The organism is Dyadobacter sp. BHUBP1 (assembly GCF_050587785.1).
In the GTDB taxonomy this organism is placed as follows: Bacteria; Bacteroidota; Bacteroidia; order Cytophagales; family Spirosomataceae; genus Dyadobacter.
On sequence record NZ_JBOBIH010000003.1, the window covers coordinates 948251 to 965847 of the forward strand.

Genomic DNA, 17597 nt, shown 5'->3' on the forward strand with positions numbered 1-17597 from the left:
GGTTATGAAAATTCACATCATGGGCGCTTCTTGTGCGGGCTCGACTACGCTGGGAAATGCGCTGTCCGCGAGGTTAAAAATACCCTATTTCGATACCGATGACTTTTTCTGGGAGCGCTCGGCCGTGCCTTATACGGTGCGCAGGGATGCGCCTACGCGAAGCCGGATGCTGCAAGAAGCTATTTCCCGGAACGACAGCTACATTATCGGCGGGTCGCTGATCAGCTGGGGAGACGAATGGCTGTCGATGTTCGACCTCGTAGTTTTTCTTTACGTTCCTAACGAAATCAGAATGCGGCGCCTGGTAGACCGCGAAATCGAGCGGTACGGGGACATTATTTACACCGATCCGGTGCGTAGCCGCCTCTTCCGCGAATTTTACGACTGGGCATCGAAATACGATGACAGGGATTTCACCGGTCGTAATGTGGGGGTCCATGAAGAATGGCTCAGGAAGGTTTCGTGCCGGGTGGTCGAGATTCATGGAGATACTACGGTTGCGGAACGGATTGAGAAGGTGGTGCCCGCAACGAATGAAAGTTCAGTCGGCGAATGATTTCTCCGCCCCCAAGTTTTCGGACTGATCCTAAGGAAGGGTATAAAGCAAAAAACACTTAGCAAAGTTGCTAAGTGTTTTTGTTAAGAGCCCCCAGTCGGGATCGAACCAACGACCTACTGATTACAAGTCAGTCAGCTTATATCTTTTGTTAGACATTTTTTCACTTAGCAATACCAAACTACCTGTTTTTTGCCTTTTTTAAAAATTTGTTGGTGTTGGGTTGACTCTTTTGGATGCGGCTTGCGCTTACAACATTGCAAGTTCATTGCAAGTATAACGCTATGATTTCAGGCTGCCGAACAGAGCCTGCTTAGCGATTTCAAACTCTTCCGAAGTAATGATGCCCTTACTTTTCCAAAGTATGAGATTCTGTAACTTGTTGTACAAGTCTGACTGCCCGTGCAGTACCACGGTTTCATCGGCGGTGTTGTCGATTGGAAGTGACTTGCCTCGGCGAGATTCGGGCAATAGCGATTTGTCGATATTGAAAATCTTTGCTAATGTTTCCAAATAGTTATCACTCAAACTATAAACGAGCCCTCTTTCTACTCTGGAAATGACGGATTGGTCCAAACCTAACATTTCCGCCAATTTCTTTTGGCTGATCTTATGTTGCTTACGCACCATCTTTAGAAGAGACGCTAACAGAAGTTTATCCGTCATAAGTTACCAAACCTTCTTGTTGTAGCAACAATCTTGTATAATTCCAAAACGTTTTCCAAATCAATATTAAAACCTTGATATGACTCATTGAGGCTTTGACATATCAACTTCTGCTTTGATACATCATGGTCTATAATTCGCCTAATCATAGGACCTTCATGCCGATGCACAATAGCGTAGTCGACGAAGGTATGCAAACTTAGTTTTTCTTTCCGTAAGTCTGAATCTACGGCTAGCCCAGTAGCGATGTGCCCAGCGACGAGAGATTGTTTTGACCCGTTGTCCATCCAATCCCCATGAATTCTAAACCCTCGGTAGGTGCCTACATCTTTCGGGTGGACAATCATACTATGTTTGGGCAATCGAGTCAAGAAATCGTTATCCAAATGTTGGGATAAATAATCTTTCCACAGGTTATATTCCAGTAGGGGCATCAAAACAAGCATTTCCCGTTCGTTAAGCTGTGAAAACTCACAACCAGCAACGAGGCTGACGTTCCGACCAACCGCCTCATGTGGGTCAAGTCTAGTCAGCTTATCGGTCCCCTTTTCTAAATCTACGCCAGATCGTGATAATCCCAACTTTACTGCAAATTCGTTTGGGGAAATCTTGTAAAGTTTAGCCAGGGAGTCGAAGTGGCTTCCGCTTATCATCAACTTATTTTTTTCCCACAACCGAACTGACTCGCGGGAAAGGCCTAATTCGCGAGCTACCGCAGTTTGGTTCAGATTTTTGGATTTTCGGATTTTCTCTAATTCTTCACCTGGTGTTGTTGACATAATATAAGTGGTCAATGTGCCAAGTAAACTATTTGGCACTTTTTGTGAATTTTGCTTGCATATTTACAAACAAATTGTACATTTGAATCTGTTTGCAATTATCAAACGGTAAAATTCCAGCTTTCCAACAAATATACTTGGCAATTGCAAATAAAATGCAAGTATCAACCAGAAAAGTTTTGGAGGATGAAAAAGGAGATAAGCTTTGCTCAAACAGTTGGACAAATTATGGATCAGGCCAAAAAAGTGAAGGGGGGCGTGAACCGGTTGTGCGAAGTAACTGGAAAGAAATCTGCCATCTTAAGTCAATGGAGAAGGGGGGTCTACGCACCAAAATCTGACGAGAGGGTAGCATTTTTGCGAAAATCAACGGCGCTGCTTAAAGAGATGGCTACGGAAAGGGAAAAGCATGAAAGAGAGAGCCAAGATTTGCTTAAGGAAGTTGGGCTATGGCCGCGATAAGCAATCCGTTCGAAGAAATTCTCGAACAGTTTCGCAATATTTTGAGGGAAGAACGCGATATTTTACGAGAGGAGGTCGTCAGGGCCAGCACTGCGAGCAACGTTACTGAGGAGCCTGAATATCTGTCCCTAGCAGAGGCTGCCAGATTCTTGAAGTTGAAGGAAAGTTACGTCTATCACCTAAAATCAACCATTCCTTTCTACAAACCTAAGACTAAGGTTTACTTTAAAAAGAGCGATCTAATCGCTTATATGGAATCCCACAAAAGAGAACCTAATTCTAAACTCAACACAAGTTCCTCGACTCATGAATTTTTTGCGAGACCACCACGGATCAGGTTTACCAGATCCGCAAACAAAATCAAAAAATGAGATCGGAACTAGTACACTATTTGGACTTGCGAGAACCTACCAGGGTTCTTCTTGCCAGCCTGATTGAGGCCGGCAACAAACAAATCAAACAATTCGGTGAGCGTGACGCTTATCTGGCTCTAGACATAAATGGGTGCTTTAATGCGTCAGAACTAAAATTTAACGACGGTTGCATTGCGTTAGCTGAATTATATCAGAATAACCTCGTGAGCCCGGTTGATGACAGGCCCGAGGTAAATTTGCTGATAAAAAACGTCGTGAAATGGATAGAGCATGAGATTGCAGCAAAGGAGGCGAGAGTTTCTAACGACCTGAGGGAAGTTGAAGCGATGGTGCTAAGTTTAGAGCTGGCTGCATAATATTGGCGGCAGTATTACTATGACTTTACATAGAAGAGGGTTTCCAATTCAGGCCCGGCGGTTTGACCGGGCCCTGATTAACTCTTGCCTATATAGTGATCCGTGAGAATTTTAGAGGAGGAAGAAAATGAGGGTGTACAGGCTGAAATCACTGGAAGTGCATAACTTTTCCGGTATCAAATCATTTGCGGTGCAATTCGGCGAAAGCACGACCATTGCAGGAATAAATCGTAGCGGAAAAACGACTTTGCTGCATGCACACCTTTGGCTTTGGACAGGAAAGGATGCGTTGGATAGAGAGAATTATGAGATTAAGCCAAGGGATGCCTGGGGTAAGACGACTCCTTCCGTGGATGTGGTGGTGTGCGAGACGTGGATTAGACCTGATGGTGAGGAACTTTCTTTGAAGAGGGAATTTGTGGAGGTCTGGGAACCTGCTATTGAAACCCGGGAACCATACCTAAAAACGAACTCGACGCGCTATTACATCGACGGTGTTCTGCAAAAAACGGAAACCGTGTATCGGCAGCAGCTGAATGAAATAATATCAGCAGAAGGTTTTAGAATTCTTTCCAGCCCTGAGTACTTTCTAAGCATGAAGCCTGAGCCACAACGAGAGATACTGTTGGAACTTGTCGGCGGGGATATCTCTGAACAGCAGATTGTTGAGGCAAACCAGCGGTATAAAAAGCTTGGGGAAGTACTTCGGCGTAAATCTTATGACCAATACTGCCGAGAGGTAAATGCCAACCTAGCCACGCTGGAAAAACAAAAGAGTGAATTGAAGCCGAGGATCAATGAGAAGGCCTTGGATATAAATGGCATCGAAGCGCAACTTGGACTCCTGTCTCATATAGAGGGAGTTAGCTTGCCAGAGTTGCAAACACAGCTTGACGAGGTAGTACTGGCTATTAACAAACTCTCTTCTGGAAAAGAGTTTGACCTATTCAGGGCTGCACATGAAAAAAAGAACACGCTGATGCTTAAAAAGCAGCAAATCCGGCTGGACTTTGCTTCCCAGGAATTACAAAGAAAGGCTGATTTAAAATCAAAAAGGGTCAGGTTTCAAGGGGTTATCGACAGAAATTCTGAGCAGGCAACGGAAATAGGTTACCAGATCCTTAAAACGCAAGACCAAATTAACAGGCTGGACTCTGAGATTGAAAGCCTTCGGCAGCGCTACGACTCTGTGCAGCAGCAGGAATTTGAGGGCGAAACGGACGAAAATTGCCCGGTGTGCAAAAGACCGTTCTCAAAGGCACAGTTACAGACAGGCCTTCAACAATTGATCAGCAATTTCAACGAGCAAAAAGTATCCTCCCTTTCTCAAATAAGAACACAAGGCATTACCAAAACGAACGAGCTGAATAAGCTCAAAGAACTTTTGGCACAAAGTATCCCACTCAAAGAGCGCTTGGTTGAAGAATGTAGGGAGGCCGAAATTCAACTAAAAGGGCTTGTTGACCAGGAAGCTGCCATTGAAACCTTTACGCCCTATGTTCAGGTGCTGAGAGAAATAGAGGAACTGGAACTGGCCCTTGCAAACCCGCCGGAAGTAGACGATGCGGCTTTACAGGCAGAAAAGGCGGAGTTGATCCGCCGGATTAGCGAAATTCATCAAGCCGAAGCGCTCACAGCAAGCCTGATTTCAAGCCGGGCGCGGATGCAACAATTACTAGATGAGGAAGCCGCCGTCAATCAGCAGTTGAACGAGTGGTTGAGGGCGAAGTTTATTGTGGAGCAATTTTCCAAAGATAGAAGCGCGGCACTCGAACAGAAAGTAAACCAAAGATTTAAGATTGTCAGGTTCCAGCTTTTCAAATACCTGAATGACGGCACTCCCAAGGAGTTCTGTATGCCGACGCTAAACGGGGTGTACTATCCCAAAGTAAACACCGAAGGCAAAGCATCTATGTACTTGGATATTGTCAGCACTTTCTCCGAACACTACGGCGTTTGCCTGCCGGCGTGGATCGACAATATGGAAAGTATCGTTATCGGGCTGCCAAAAGCCAATGGCCAGACTGTTCATCTGATAGCGGATGCGGCACATAAAAACTTAACTGTACTTGAACCTGTGAATTGAAGATGAGCGCGGAAGTACAAACTCCGGCGGAAACCAGGCTTTCCAAGGTGGAGGTGTTGAAAAATATGATGAACTCGGCTAGCGTCCAGGAGCAGTTTGTCAACGCTTGGCGGGAACATAAGGACGCGTTTGCCGCTGCTATGATCGAACTGGTAGCTAGGGATTCAAAACTTTTGGAATGTGATCCCAAAGCACTGATCAGGGAAGCGTTAAAAGCAGCTTTACTTAAACTTCCTGTGGATAGGTCACTTGGGTTTGCTTACATCATTCCTTACAACGTGTCCTATCAGGATGAGCATGGCAAATGGAAAAAGCGGCTTGAACCGACATTCGTCCCAGGATACAAGGGTTATATCCAGCTCGCGCTCCGAACCCGTGAATATCGCTATATCAACGCGGGTGTGGTTTATGAAGGCGAGTTTCGCACGGTCGACAAACTAACGGGTGTTTATGACCTGAATGGTAATAGGACCAGCGATACTGTAATTGGCTACTTTGCCTACATTCAGCTGCTCTATGGTTTTGAAAAGACAATGTACATGACTGTGGCCGAGCTGCATGCCTATGCAGCCAAAAACAGTAAATCCTATGATCCGAAAGAAAAGAACAACATTTGGGTAACGAATGAGCAAGGGATGGGGATCAAAACTGTGTTACGATATCTGCTGAGCCATTATGGATTACTGTCCGCTGAATTGAGCACCGTAATTTCCAGGGATTTGGACGTTGACCATGCATATGGCAAAGAAACACAGACAGACCTGATCCACCAGGCAAATAGTAAGCCGATGGCTTTCGACGAAGCGGAGATTATTGACAGCAATACACGGCCTGGTGCGGTAAACGTCCAACAATCCGAAGATGCACCAAATAACAAAAAGGAATCCGGAAAAGGACGACTTACACGCCCCGACCCTGAAATCTTCGATCAAGAGCAGGCCGCACCAGCGGAAGATGAACGTGGTTTCTGATGAGATTGAAAGTCCTGGACTCGGGTTCAAGAGGGAATTGTTACTTACTGGAAAGTGAACAAGAAACATTGATCATTGAACTTGGTCTGCCGTGGAATACGGTACTGCAAGCGCTGGATTTCGATACTTCGTGTGTGAAAATTGCAATCGTTTCCCACTGTCATAATGACCATAGTATGGGCGTGGCCGGTGCGTTGGAAGCCGGTGTAGACGTGTTGACCAGTAAGGGGACAGCGGATTCACTGCATATACAAGGGCATCATCTGAAAACGATCGCTGATGGTGGGAGGTACACCGCGGGCAAATTCGAGATAAAAGCATTTGGCGTTATTCATGACGCCCCAGAACCACTGGGCTTTTTGGTACGACATCCGGAAAGTGGGGTTATCTGTTTTGTCACAGATAGCTATTTTGTTGAATACAAATTTCAAGGTGTCAATCAGTTTATAGTTGAATGCAATTACGACCCGGAAATTTTAAGAAGGAATGTAGAAGCCGGATTGGTGCCAGCAGTGGTTGCAGAACGAGTGCAACAAAACCACATGTCTATCGATTCGTGCAGGGATTTTCTTCTCGCCAGCGATTTGGATAATGTTGCCAACATTGTGCTGATACACCTTTCTAAACGCAACGCTGATCCAGCTGGATTTCAGAAATCTATTCAACAACAAACAGGGAAGCTTACCCACATTGCTCGGGCAGGAATGTGCATCGACGGGTTTGGCATTTACCCATTTTAACGTGTTGAAGATTAATACTCTGACAAATTAGCACCTGTGGAAAACCAAGTGACTGACGCGTTTACAATACGCAATTATATCTTATCACAATAATTACTTAGCTATGACCAAAAACGAGGTATTCCAGGAACTGGAAAGGCAGTTTGCCAGTCAGGAAGAAATTGATGGTTTTACGTTGACTACTATTACAGGAGTCGGGCATTCCGATCACTTTCGGACATTTATTCACGGGATTTCTCCCGAACAGTTGTATGCTGTCTCAGAAACGTATAAGCAGCAGGCCGAGGTCCGATTGGGGCGGTTCTCGGGGATTTCATCGCTGCTGCGTGACTTGTTTGACTCGGTGATTAATGATATCACCAGGCATGGATCCGGGAAAGACACATCAGAGGATTTCGCAACCAGAAAAGTGGCCGAACTTCTTGCCAATCGCGGCCCGGTAAGCCTAAGTGAATTGCTGATGAAAATCAAAACCAAGAAGCAGCCTACCCAGCATAACGAATTTCACAAAAAGGCGCAGGAAGCGCGTGAGAAAGGTATGACCGTGGATCAATTCGTGGAAAGCCTGTTGGCAACACTACCAAACAAATAACTATCAATGTCTATCCTACATGAATACCAACAAAGAAACCTTAACCAACAAGGTTTATCGGTGTGGCGGCTATGATCGCAAGGCAGCTAAAAAGGCGGTTGCAGATGTGTTCGACGCCTTAAAAGAAATGGTTGTGCAGGGGCGCGTGAGCGTGCGCGGATTTGGAAGCTTCGTGATTGAGAAGAGAAAGAGCAAGATCGGCCAAGATATCAACAGAGGGGTTTCCGTCCGTATCCCTGCACGACACAAAATTATTTTCCGGGCCAGCGAAGAGCTGGAAAAAAGTGTGCAAAGAAACTCGCTAACGAGTCGTAGGTAGTAGTGACAATTGGGCCGGCAAATATGCCGGCCTATATTTTCTGAGTAAGATATGGAAGCGATAGAGAGGTTTTTCACCCTTTTACTTTATGGCATTTTGCTGCTTTTGTTCTATGCTGTTTGGAAATCCACGCATGAAAAAGATGGTACGTGAACTCAAACAAAGTACAGAAAAATCTAATCGTATATCAGTTAGCGTTAGGTACTGTTTCGGTTTCCTGATTGCTATCTGAGAAGAGCTTATTGTGGGCACACTGGGCCCTGCCGGTATCGGGTAATTGACCATCTATGCCGATCATGGAATATTATGGAGAATAATGAGCTGCTATCTGCGCTGATGAACCGCTATTTTGACTTTGCCTCAGACTGCGTCGAATGCAAGGTGCAACACATCGCATTGTACATGCTGATTCTTAGGCATAACGGTGGATCAGCGGCCAAAAATAAACTGGTGCTGTCGACGGCCGATTCGATGCAGACATTGAAGATTGGCAACAGAAATACGTACTCGAATGCGCTGGCAGACCTTGAAAAATGGGAGTTTGTCAGGATTCTGCAACATGGCAAAAATCAATTTCAGCCGTATGTAATTGAGCTTTGCTTGTTCAAAAGTGAACAGGCACTGAACAGGCAAAGCGCAAGCAGTGAACTAGCATTGTATAAGCAAAGTACAGGCAATGACCAGGCAGTGAACGAGCACCGTACAGACATTGAACCGGCACTGAACAGGCAGAGCGCAAGCAGTGAACAATCGGTGAACGAGCAAAATTTTGGAGTGTCCAAAACGCCTGATAATCAGCACAAATCGCCTTTCCCTCGCGCGGCTAAAGAGTTAAATAATAATTATTTAAATATTAATAACTCCAGGGAACTAGCTGAAGAGTTAGAAAAAGAAAAAATCAAGAAAAAAGAAAAAGAAATTCAGCAAAAATTTGAGGCATTTTATGAAGCCTACGGCAAAAAGGTTGACAAGCTCAGGGCCCTAAAAATCTGGCAGGGCTTAACTGAGGCCGATCGCAAGTTTGCGCTTGCAGATGCCGCCGAGTACAACAGAAGGCATCCGGATAAGCAGTTCCAAAAAAGTCCGGCGGTTTACCTCAGGTGGAAAAATTGGGAGGATGAGAAGCCCTCCCAACAACAGCAGGACAATTCCAGATGGCCTAACGGTTTGAAGAAGATCATCGTGTGATGGGCACTGAAACGAAATATTTTGACTGCTGGGAAGACGCGGGGATTATCGTCCGGCCCAATGTGACGAGCATGAAGACAGTGTGCCCCGAGTGCTCTCAAAGCAGAAAGCATGCCAGCAACAAGTGCTTGTCGGTCAAGCCAAAGGATGGGGTTGCTAATTGCCATAACTGCGGAACTGTGTTTGTGGTTCGAAAACAGGACTTCCAGGGATACATCCCAAAGAGATATCAGACGCCTGTTGTTAAGCCGCTACCCCTTTCACCTAAAGCCCTTGCATTTTTTAAAAGCCGCGGTATTGCAGAAAGGACGCTGGAATTCTTTCAAATCAATGAATCCAAAGAGTGGATGCAGGAAGACCAGGGCGTAAAAGCCGGGATTACGGCCTGTATTAATTTTAACTACTACCTGGGCAAAGAGCTGATCAATGTCAAATTCAGGGCGTCTGGAAAGCGTTTCAGGCTGTACAAGGATGCCAAGCTAATTTTTTTCAATCTTAACCAGATCAGGGAAAGCGAAGAATGTGCGATTCAGGAAGGCGAGCTGGATACAATGAGTGCCTACCAATGCAATGTTTTTAAGTCAGTTTCAGTACCTAATGGCGCCAGCAAGGGCACGCAAAAACTGGAATATCTTGATAACTGCTGGGAGTACTTCGAGAACAAAAAAAAGATAGTCGTTGCAACGGATGACGACGAGCCGGGACTGAGGCTGAGGGATGAGCTGATAAGGAGGTTGGGCCGGGAAAGGTGTTGGATTGTGAGTTATCCACCTGGTTGCAAAGACACCAATGAAGTGTTGATGAAGCTTGGCGAAGACGCGGTACGGAAAATGTATCGCGAGGCCCAGCAGGTGCCACTGGAAGGGATTTTTACTGGTGACGATATCTCGGATCGGGTAATCGAGATTTATAACAATGGTTTTCCAAAAGGCTTGAAAGTAGGCTTTGTGGGCTTCGACGATCATTGGAGCTGTCGGTATGGAGAGGTTACCGTGGTTACTGGCATTCCTGGAAGCGGAAAGTCGGAATTTGTGGATCAGTTGATGGTAAGGCTCGCAGCCAGGTTCGGGAGCCGTTGCGGGATATTTTCTCCGGAACATCAACCTCCAGAATTACATGCGGGAGCAATCATTGCCAAGTTTGTAGGCGACCGGTTTGTAGGCAATAATTCCATGAACCAACATCGGTTGAACCAGGGCCTGAGCTTTCTCAACGATCATTTCTTCTTTATGAAGGTAAGCGAGATTGATGCTACGATTGACGGCATTTTGCAGAAGGCACGGGAACTGATTGTCAGAAAAGGGATAAATATCCTGCTCATCGATCCATACAACTACATCGAGCATAAAATTCCCAAAGGGTATACAGAGACACAGTATATCTCCGAGCTGATGACTAAGGTCGTGAATTTTGCAAAAGCTAACCTAGTGCACATTTTCCTGATTGCCCACCCGGTGAAAATTGCAAAGGATAAAGCAGGAAAGTATGCCGTTGCGACCATGTATGACATTGCAGGATCGGCGCACTTTTTCAATAAGACCGATAACGGCATTTCAGTATACCGGGATTTTGAAACGAACATTGTCACTGTTTATATCCAGAAGATCAAGTTCAAGTTCATTGGCCGGCCGGGCAGTTGCAGTTTCAAATATGATATGCCTACCGGTAGATATACACCAGAAGGATACGGATACGTGAGCGAACTGGAATTGCTGCTACGACAAAGTGAACAGACATCCTTGGATTTTAGCGATTTGCCACATGTCGAGCCGATCAGTTCTCCAAAAGTCCGTGAGCCAACCAGTTTCGATTACGAGCCTCGCGATGATGCACCTTTTTGAATCAAGCTAAATATAAAATGAAGATTCTTGCGATTGACCAAGCCACTCATTGTGGCTGGTGTTGTGGAAAAGATTTATACGGCATGTGGGATATCAGTAACCGCAAGGATGAAAGCTCAGGCATGAGGCTGATCAGGTTCAAAGCTAAATTGCGGGAAGTGATCCAAAGTGAAGACATCAAACTGGTGGCGTACGAAAGAGTGGCCAGCCAATATAAAAGTTCGGTGATTTTACTTTCGAAAATGGTTGGTATTATAGAGACTATGTGCGAGGAGATGGGTATCCAATACGTGGCCTTTTCCGCTAAAGAGATCAAGGTTTTTGCGACGGGTAAGGGAGGTTCAAAGAAGGCGGAAATGATCGCAGCAGCGAGAGAAAAATACGGGTACCTCGGCGATGATGACAACGAGGCAGACGCAATGCATATGTATCACTTAGCTCGGAGCTTGTACGACTGACTAACCATATAATGGATGAGTATGATCCCCTGCATGTGGGTGATAAGGTGCTGATTGTCCATGAATGCACCCGCAACTCCGATAGAATTATCATACCTGCAGTTATTACCAAAGTCGGCCATAATGTCCACGCACGGGTCGATACGGACTTTCAAAAGAATATCCTTGTCCGGTTAGCAGATCTTAGACAACCTGAATCATCATGAACACATAACAATCAGCAACGCGAAAATTGGCAAAACTTTGAATTCGGGACTCATATCATCACAATGCTTTATATATTGCCGGTTGAAAATCAAGGGAATTCACCCGTTAACATTGGAGAAAGGAGCAATTCAGCACATACCATGGACGAAATTATATATCCAGGGGAAGAAAAAGATGATGAGAATTTCATCGATGCCCTACATTACAGTAGGATGATGTCCTATCTAGATGAAGCCAGAGGCTATAAGTTTTTGTACAAATATTGGGGAGATGACGAGCCGAACAGGTGGGTATACCACACGCTATATGAATATGTCCACGATATGATTAACAGTCTTGTGTCATCCATTGATTTGCGACCGACCTACGTCTTTTTCGTAAAGGATGAGGACACAATTTTCAAATTTAATGGTGGCAGTGACCTATGCACTATAAAATTCAGTACTGGACTCTTTGAGCGGATGTTGAAAATAGTCGACACTGCTGAGCCTACCTTCAAAATGTTCCCCGTTCTCTCGTTGTTGGCTGAAAACGACCTTGCGTTACCCCCAAATATGTTGATTTTCATGTTTGGAGCATCTGCCATCATATATCATGAAGTTGGGCATGCAGCGCAATCAACTAATACAGCGCAAGAGTTTGACGAAAGCATTGAGGATGGCGATACAAAAGGGCTGCCCAGTGAAGAAATTATAGAATCACATCTCGCCGAATGGGATGCGGACAACTTCTCGAGCATAATAGTGGCAGAAGATATCCTGAGAGTTTACTCAAAAGTCCCTGCGGGACAGAAAAATGCCAGGGTGCTACAAGACATTGTGGTTTGCGCAATGTTAGGAATTTTCTTTGTGCACAATGAGCTTTCGCACGGCAAATTCAGCGTATATCAATTTACGGGGGCACATCCATGTGCGCCATATCGTGTAGTCAATTATTGTTCAAGTATCACATCTTACTTGAAAGCCCTTGGCTGTGACGTTAACGAGCAGCACATAGTTTCGAAATTTTCGACGTGTCTACAAGCAATCGTTAGGGATGAGCACACAGCATTCATGGACAATATGGCAACGGACGCAGCCCAAAAAGGCTATTTTGACCATATTCTTGCAGAATCACCGAATCACAAATTTATAAGGGCGAAACCAAAGATCGCTAATTATTTTATTAACCTTCGACAAAATTCCGCTGTCGGGGGACCTGAAACTGCGGCTCAATAGACGTAGTTGTTCCAGTCTTGTGTATGAAATATAAGGTCATTGGTCTTATATCTACACCTTAAGATCTATAGTCAAGAGCAGCTATCCCTAACTCTCGATAAACAGCGTGCTCTCCTCGCGTAAATTCGTTGGATATTGGTCTGTAGTTAAACGAGCTTAACGGCGTAATACCATCAGAATCTGATACAGTTAGATTGTCTACTATTGTGTGCTCGCCATGCTTATATATCATACATTCGCCCGCAGTCACAAGATCAAGTTTTGCCGTTGACTCTGGTAAAATTGCGACGTTAGTACCTTCGCCATAGACTCGACAACTAGGATACAAAACGCCGTCAAAACGACCTGCTCCCTTTTCAAGCATTATCTTTGTGAAGATGGCTGTGACTAGATAATTCATATCATCATTACCGAGGTGCATCGTTGCGAATTTGGAAGCTATGTACTCATAGAAACCCCTTATGTCGTCAGCAAATTCAGGGTTAAGTTCATTAATAAAATTGATTGTTCTGGTTAGCAACGCTGCGACGTGAGGATTTCCCGAATATTCACTATTAAAAATCACCGGGAAAAGCAACAAAGGCTCTCTTACAATCCACTTACTGTATGTGACTTTTTGCTTTCCTGAACTGCCAGTGTCTCGCAGCCATGGAACACCCTCTACAGTGGATGTCAATCTGTTCGGCAAGCCATTTGTTCTATGGTCTTTAAGTTCGCCATAAAACATTGTTTGGTCAGGCGTGCTGGCTCGTTGGAACGTTGTGTTAAATTCCTGTGGTTTAAATGACAGGCTTTCTCTTGTCGTAAAGGTTTCTGAATCGAGGCGATGTGGTCGAACACGAATAATTTCGTGAAAAGGGATTCCGTGAGCTGCGTCACCTGGGTGAAGCACATACTGACCTAAGACCATTCTTTGGCCAATAACGTTAAGCATCTCACGTAGGATACGCTCAACATCTGCCACTGGATTAGCAAGAGCACTTGGAGCTTCTAGCTGCGAAATGTAGGGCCGAATTCTGTTTGACATAGATCGAGGGATATGTGCCCAGCTAATATAAGCACATTCCGATACCCAACAATCATAAAAAGTAAGTTAAAAACTTATGTATCATCTACCGCAATCACGCTGGCACTACACGAAGTTACGGCATTGGTTCGAATTCTCAGTGGTTACCGGAGTATATTCAAGAAGGCTTTAAAGATCTTCCAAATCGTCCCATAATCTGAGAACGTTCTTCTAACATGAGAGATATTTTTTTATTTTGCTGACATGGAAGCAGCAAAGTCATTACGACAACCTACAAATTGGCAAGATTTTGAAACGTTATGCAAAAAGCTCTGGGGGGAGATATGGAACTGCGCCGAAATAAAAAAGAATGGGCGAAGTGGGCAAAATCAGAATGGTGTGGACGTGTATGGAATACCGTCCGGTGAAATTCAATATTACGGGATCCAGTGCAAAGGAAAAGATGAGTATACTCATCGGCAATTTACCGAGCCGGAAATTATTGAGGAAATCGACAAAGCCAAATTGTTTCAACCGCCACTCAAGAAGTTGTATCTGGCTACCACAGCTGTGAAAGATGCTAAGACAGAAGAATTTGTTCGTGCGCAAAACCTCTCGAGTATAAAGGCCGGTATGTTTGAAATCCACTTATTCTGTTGGGAGGACATCGTTGAGTTGATCGACGAAAACCGGCGCACACATGATTGGTATGCGAACAATCAAAAATTCAGGTCTACCCAGTCAGTTAAGGTCGTTTTTGATGGCGGTACAGATCGACAGGAGGTTTGGCCAATTTTTAATGAGGTCACGTATCTGATAGATCCGTCAAAGTATTTCGAGCCAAGATACTATGATGATGGGGACGGTTTTATTGTGATTACTATGCCAGACAATTTTGGTAAAGTATGGACAAATAACAGCTTTTTCGGATTTAGGCTTTCGATTCATAACACCGGCACACTACCGATAGAAAAGTTTCAACTTAGTGTAAACTTTGAAGGAGAAATTAGTCAGATCGCAACTACGAATAGAGAGAGATCAGAATCTTCTTTGGCAAATGTTGCCGGCCTGCCACTTGGAGAAAGCACTGATTATCAAATCTCTGAATCCGGATGGTTACTTCGTATCCTCCCTCGGAAGGAAATTCTTATTGGGGAAGACTTTTACACTACTGATAAAATTTATATCAAGCCCTTAGCAAAGTCGCAGCTGATAGAGTTGAGGTGGAAGTTAATCTCCAAGGACTTTAGGGATAGTGGCACACTGACTATTTGCTCGAATCCTCAATTTGTGGAGGTGACTAAGGGTGTGGATGAAGACGATATGCCAGAAGATGACTCTCCTGTGATAGAGGATTGTCTCGAATGATAATCAAAGACACTAGCGAGAAGCTTTGTTAGCTAACTATTTGAAGCACGTAAAAATTACAGTTTAATCGTTCAAAGGTTAGAGGTTGATTTTGACGTCAATTTTTAGAAACTTACTTTGTGTCTACTACCGGAAAGAAGCATGAAATACGATCGGGAGAATACGCTTTTAATGCTGCAGCAGCGCGACTGGAACTCATTGATTGATTTATTCAAGGATAATCGAATCTACCTGGAGATTGAGCAAGACTCGATTATTCAGTCGATCCTGGAGAGGGAGTTCATTTCGGAGCTCATTGGAGGCAGCGGCTTTGATGACGACCCCGAATACCTTTTCTACCTTGAACAGTTTCACATTCTCCATGTAAGTCCTCACTACAAATTTTCGTTGAAGGCAATACATGTAGACCCTCTCGTCGAGAAAATCATAGGTATCTACCGTGCCGATAGCTTGGAGAAAGCAGTCTTTTATGCCAAAAAGTACGCAAATTTACCAGTTAGTATTGAAATTTTGGCGGAAATAGAGAACTCCCAACCTAAGGTTATTCAGCATTCTTTGTCTTCAACAATAAAGGTTACTGAAAATCGTGAGATAGAACCAGTTGACTCAACGACAAGCGTTTTTAAGTCACAACACGAACGCCGATTTTATATGGCAGTCCGTGCGATTTTTCATACCTACTTGGTACTTCCGAATGTAGCAATCTCAGCAGTAGTTGATTTCGAGTCCGTTAAACACCACCTGGATCAAAAAGAGCGCGCCTACTTCTTTACCGCTCTGATTGACTGTGTCGTCGTCGACGCGCAGAACGAATTCAGGCCGATTAAAATGTTGGAAATTGATAGCCTGTACCATGATGATGAAGAACAACTCAGAAAGGATCGGATGAAAGATAAGATCATCGCCAAAGCAGGTCATAAGCTTTTGAGGATTCGTGCGACCGGCAGTCATAGCGAGGAAGATTTACAGAAGCTAATTCTGGAGGTGACACGCTAGAACTGCCTAAGATATTCACGGAGTTTCTGATGTTACTAAGCTGTCACCGTTCTGTCAATGAGAGAATTCCACTATATAACTTATTATGGGAAGCTACTGCGAATTATATATTGGTCGCTATCATGTCGATTCATTTAAGGGGCATGTGCCATCTCAACTTGCGATAATTTTCAGAGATACGGATTTGGTTGTCAGTCAGGTTCCTTATCAAGACTACTATTCTGATCCACCTGAAGACTGCGACGATGATTATGCTACCCGTTATGAATTAGTCATGTCGCTAAACTGTGCAAAGGACAGATTGAATCTATTGGGCTTTACTGAGCGTGCGGTCAGACAACAATTTTTAGATGGTATTGAAGAAGCCCTACAGGAGCAAAACGAATTGAGGGAATTACGCGAGGGTGTGATGGACGACTACCACGAGAGCGAGTTTCACACTCTTCAACAGCTGCAACAATATGGCTTCGATGGCTGGCGCAGAGCAATATCTGCTTTGATCGCAGATTGTTTTGTAAGTAACAGATCGAATATTACCGACGAAGCTTATTCAAAAACGCTGAGTCCTCCTTATAGCGTATTCTTCGAGCGGAGGGACACGTTTTTAGGTTTTCCGGTTGCGGAAATAGGCATGTTCCTCCGTGCCGTGATAGAAGACATTCCTAGCGAGATTAATGTAATCTTGGATATTACCGAACTTATTGGCGGCGGTTACTACCTGCCTGACGACCACATCTGTTCAGGCACCGTTGAGGATGCCTTATCTGAAACGCGGCAGTTTGACAAGATACTAATTCTAACGGAAGGGAAATCCGATTCTCGAATATTCGAAAGGACGCTACGAATTCTATATCCTCATCTATGTGAGTATTTTTCTTTTATGGATTTTGGCCCGTCCAAAACAGAAGGGGGCGCACCAGCGTTGGTTTCAACAATAAAATCCTTTGCAGCTGCTGGAATTAATAACAAGATAGTAGCTCTTTTTGATAATGATGCCGCAGGGGTAGAACATTGGAAATATATTTCCAGCACGAGGCTTCCGAGTAACATCAAACCACTGGTGTTACCATACAACCGACTAGCGTCCAATTATCCGACCGTCGGGCCGCAGGGGGAGGTGGAGGTAGACATTAACGGCAAGGCGGCAAGTACCGAGTTGTATCTAGGGGAGTCGGTATTGAGGAATGCTAACAATCAGCTAATACCTGTACAGTGGGGGTCTTGGAATCACAAAACTCTAGTTTATCAGGGAGCTATTTCTGAAAAGGGCGAGATTCAGGACAGGTTTGATGCCGCTATGGACTCTATCGAAAGTAAGAAAACGCAAGCTTCGGATTTCGATTTCACAGGACTCAGAAGTATTTTCGAGATGATTTTCACAGAAGTGGCAACGATGTGATAGTACTTCATTTTAA

19 protein-coding genes are annotated in these 17597 nt (G+C 44.5%); 16 read left to right on the forward strand and 3 right to left on the reverse strand.

Annotated elements, in window-relative coordinates; all coding sequences use genetic code 11:
• Nucleotides 1–4: 4 nt before the first annotated feature.
• Nucleotides 5–556, forward strand: coding sequence for an adenylate kinase (locus ACQ4MZ_RS16270; protein WP_430846251.1), 552 nt, complete (start codon nucleotides 5–7; stop codon nucleotides 554–556).
• Nucleotides 557–838: 282 nt separating this feature from the next.
• Here ACQ4MZ_RS16270 and ACQ4MZ_RS16275 read toward each other — a convergent pair whose 3' ends face one another.
• Together ACQ4MZ_RS16275 and ACQ4MZ_RS16280 are read right to left on the reverse strand one after the other, a co-directional pair.
• Nucleotides 839–1222, reverse strand: coding sequence for a helix-turn-helix domain-containing protein (locus tag ACQ4MZ_RS16275; RefSeq protein WP_430846252.1), 384 nt, complete (start codon nucleotides 1220–1222; stop codon nucleotides 839–841).
• On the reverse strand, nucleotides 1219–2001 hold the full coding sequence (locus tag ACQ4MZ_RS16280) for a helix-turn-helix domain-containing protein (protein ID WP_430846254.1): 783 nt from the start codon (nucleotides 1999–2001) through the stop codon (nucleotides 1219–1221). The genes ACQ4MZ_RS16275 and ACQ4MZ_RS16280 overlap by 4 nt, the downstream gene beginning before the upstream one ends.
• A 186-nt stretch (nucleotides 2002–2187) precedes the next feature.
• Here ACQ4MZ_RS16280 and ACQ4MZ_RS16285 point away from each other — a divergent pair, with 186 nt between their 5' ends.
• The 12 genes from ACQ4MZ_RS16285 to ACQ4MZ_RS16340 all read left to right on the forward strand — a co-directional run bounded on the left by ACQ4MZ_RS16285 (nucleotide 2188) and on the right by ACQ4MZ_RS16340 (nucleotide 12812).
• Nucleotides 2188–2463, forward strand: coding sequence for a hypothetical protein (locus ACQ4MZ_RS16285; RefSeq protein WP_430846256.1), 276 nt, complete (start codon nucleotides 2188–2190; stop codon nucleotides 2461–2463).
• Nucleotides 2451–2834 carry a helix-turn-helix domain-containing protein gene (locus tag ACQ4MZ_RS16290; protein ID WP_430846258.1) on the forward strand — a complete coding sequence of 128 codons (384 nt, stop codon included), beginning with the start codon at nucleotides 2451–2453 and terminating at the stop codon, nucleotides 2832–2834. The genes ACQ4MZ_RS16285 and ACQ4MZ_RS16290 overlap by 13 nt, the downstream gene beginning before the upstream one ends.
• The gene (locus ACQ4MZ_RS16295; RefSeq protein WP_430846260.1) at nucleotides 2831–3193 is read left to right on the forward strand and encodes a hypothetical protein; all 363 of its coding nucleotides are present in this window, start codon (nucleotides 2831–2833) and stop codon (nucleotides 3191–3193) included. The genes ACQ4MZ_RS16290 and ACQ4MZ_RS16295 overlap by 4 nt, the downstream gene beginning before the upstream one ends.
• A gap of 157 nt (nucleotides 3194–3350) precedes the next feature.
• Nucleotides 3351–5279, forward strand: a complete 1929-nt coding sequence (locus ACQ4MZ_RS16300; RefSeq protein WP_430846262.1) for a hypothetical protein — start codon at nucleotides 3351–3353, stop codon at nucleotides 5277–5279.
• A 2-nt stretch (nucleotides 5280–5281) separates the two neighbouring features.
• Entirely contained in the window at nucleotides 5282–6250 is a 969-nt protein-coding gene (locus ACQ4MZ_RS16305; protein ID WP_430846264.1) for a recombinase RecT, read from the forward strand.
• Nucleotides 6250–6990 (forward strand): MBL fold metallo-hydrolase, encoded by a 741-nt coding sequence (locus ACQ4MZ_RS16310; RefSeq protein WP_430846266.1) that lies wholly within the window; start codon nucleotides 6250–6252, stop codon nucleotides 6988–6990. The genes ACQ4MZ_RS16305 and ACQ4MZ_RS16310 overlap by 1 nt, the downstream gene beginning before the upstream one ends.
• A 103-nt stretch (nucleotides 6991–7093) precedes the next feature.
• Entirely contained in the window at nucleotides 7094–7582 is a 489-nt protein-coding gene (locus ACQ4MZ_RS16315) for a hypothetical protein (RefSeq protein ID WP_430846268.1), read from the forward strand.
• 19 nt (nucleotides 7583–7601) lie between these two features.
• Nucleotides 7602–7901 carry an HU family DNA-binding protein gene (locus tag ACQ4MZ_RS16320; RefSeq protein WP_430846270.1) on the forward strand — a complete coding sequence of 100 codons (300 nt, stop codon included), beginning with the start codon at nucleotides 7602–7604 and terminating at the stop codon, nucleotides 7899–7901.
• Nucleotides 7902–8207: 306 nt separating this feature from the next.
• Nucleotides 8208–9089 (forward strand): hypothetical protein, encoded by an 882-nt coding sequence (locus ACQ4MZ_RS16325; RefSeq protein WP_430846272.1) that lies wholly within the window; start codon nucleotides 8208–8210, stop codon nucleotides 9087–9089.
• 185 nt (nucleotides 9090–9274) lie between these two features.
• Entirely contained in the window at nucleotides 9275–10930 is a 1656-nt protein-coding gene (locus ACQ4MZ_RS16330) for a toprim domain-containing protein (RefSeq protein WP_430846274.1), read from the forward strand.
• A 17-nt stretch (nucleotides 10931–10947) separates the two neighbouring features.
• Complete coding sequence (locus tag ACQ4MZ_RS16335; protein ID WP_430846276.1) at nucleotides 10948–11388, forward strand: crossover junction endodeoxyribonuclease RuvC; 441 nt, start codon at nucleotides 10948–10950, stop codon at nucleotides 11386–11388.
• A 347-nt stretch (nucleotides 11389–11735) separates the two neighbouring features.
• Nucleotides 11736–12812 carry a hypothetical protein gene (locus tag ACQ4MZ_RS16340; protein ID WP_430846278.1) on the forward strand — a complete coding sequence of 359 codons (1077 nt, stop codon included), beginning with the start codon at nucleotides 11736–11738 and terminating at the stop codon, nucleotides 12810–12812.
• Between the two features lie 58 nt (nucleotides 12813–12870).
• On the opposite strand, the gene ACQ4MZ_RS16345 is transcribed toward ACQ4MZ_RS16340, so the two are convergent.
• Nucleotides 12871–13839, reverse strand: coding sequence for a hypothetical protein (locus ACQ4MZ_RS16345; protein ID WP_430846280.1), 969 nt, complete (start codon nucleotides 13837–13839; stop codon nucleotides 12871–12873).
• A gap of 243 nt (nucleotides 13840–14082) precedes the next feature.
• On the opposite strand from ACQ4MZ_RS16345, the gene ACQ4MZ_RS16350 reads away from it, so the two are divergent.
• The 3 genes from ACQ4MZ_RS16350 to ACQ4MZ_RS16360 all read left to right on the forward strand — a co-directional run bounded on the left by ACQ4MZ_RS16350 (nucleotide 14083) and on the right by ACQ4MZ_RS16360 (nucleotide 17581).
• On the forward strand, nucleotides 14083–15186 hold the full coding sequence (locus ACQ4MZ_RS16350) for a hypothetical protein (protein WP_430846282.1): 1104 nt from the start codon (nucleotides 14083–14085) through the stop codon (nucleotides 15184–15186).
• Nucleotides 15187–15327: 141 nt separating this feature from the next.
• Nucleotides 15328–16182 (forward strand): DUF2726 domain-containing protein, encoded by an 855-nt coding sequence (locus ACQ4MZ_RS16355; protein ID WP_430846284.1) that lies wholly within the window; start codon nucleotides 15328–15330, stop codon nucleotides 16180–16182.
• An 85-nt stretch (nucleotides 16183–16267) separates the two neighbouring features.
• Nucleotides 16268–17581, forward strand: a complete 1314-nt coding sequence (locus ACQ4MZ_RS16360; protein WP_430846286.1) for a HEPN/Toprim-associated domain-containing protein — start codon at nucleotides 16268–16270, stop codon at nucleotides 17579–17581.
• Nucleotides 17582–17597: the final 16 nt, after the last annotated feature.

Coding starts and splice junctions, on each gene's coding strand:
- ACQ4MZ_RS16270 (WP_430846251.1), top strand. CDS start 5: ATGAAAATTCACATCATGGGCGCTTCTTGTGCGGGCTCGACTACGCTG.
- ACQ4MZ_RS16275 (WP_430846252.1), bottom strand. CDS start 1,222: ATGACGGATAAACTTCTGTTAGCGTCTCTTCTAAAGATGGTGCGTAAG.
- ACQ4MZ_RS16280 (WP_430846254.1), bottom strand. CDS start 2,001: ATGTCAACAACACCAGGTGAAGAATTAGAGAAAATCCGAAAATCCAAA.
- ACQ4MZ_RS16285 (WP_430846256.1), top strand. CDS start 2,188: ATGAAAAAGGAGATAAGCTTTGCTCAAACAGTTGGACAAATTATGGAT.
- ACQ4MZ_RS16290 (WP_430846258.1), top strand. CDS start 2,451: ATGGCCGCGATAAGCAATCCGTTCGAAGAAATTCTCGAACAGTTTCGC.
- ACQ4MZ_RS16295 (WP_430846260.1), top strand. CDS start 2,831: ATGAGATCGGAACTAGTACACTATTTGGACTTGCGAGAACCTACCAGG.
- ACQ4MZ_RS16305 (WP_430846264.1), top strand. CDS start 5,282: ATGAGCGCGGAAGTACAAACTCCGGCGGAAACCAGGCTTTCCAAGGTG.
- ACQ4MZ_RS16310 (WP_430846266.1), top strand. CDS start 6,250: ATGAGATTGAAAGTCCTGGACTCGGGTTCAAGAGGGAATTGTTACTTA.
- ACQ4MZ_RS16315 (WP_430846268.1), top strand. CDS start 7,094: ATGACCAAAAACGAGGTATTCCAGGAACTGGAAAGGCAGTTTGCCAGT.
- ACQ4MZ_RS16320 (WP_430846270.1), top strand. CDS start 7,602: ATGAATACCAACAAAGAAACCTTAACCAACAAGGTTTATCGGTGTGGC.
- ACQ4MZ_RS16325 (WP_430846272.1), top strand. CDS start 8,208: ATGGAGAATAATGAGCTGCTATCTGCGCTGATGAACCGCTATTTTGAC.
- ACQ4MZ_RS16335 (WP_430846276.1), top strand. CDS start 10,948: ATGAAGATTCTTGCGATTGACCAAGCCACTCATTGTGGCTGGTGTTGT.
- ACQ4MZ_RS16340 (WP_430846278.1), top strand. CDS start 11,736: ATGGACGAAATTATATATCCAGGGGAAGAAAAAGATGATGAGAATTTC.
- ACQ4MZ_RS16345 (WP_430846280.1), bottom strand. CDS start 13,839: ATGTCAAACAGAATTCGGCCCTACATTTCGCAGCTAGAAGCTCCAAGT.
- ACQ4MZ_RS16350 (WP_430846282.1), top strand. CDS start 14,083: ATGGAAGCAGCAAAGTCATTACGACAACCTACAAATTGGCAAGATTTT.
- ACQ4MZ_RS16355 (WP_430846284.1), top strand. CDS start 15,328: ATGAAATACGATCGGGAGAATACGCTTTTAATGCTGCAGCAGCGCGAC.
- ACQ4MZ_RS16360 (WP_430846286.1), top strand. CDS start 16,268: ATGGGAAGCTACTGCGAATTATATATTGGTCGCTATCATGTCGATTCA.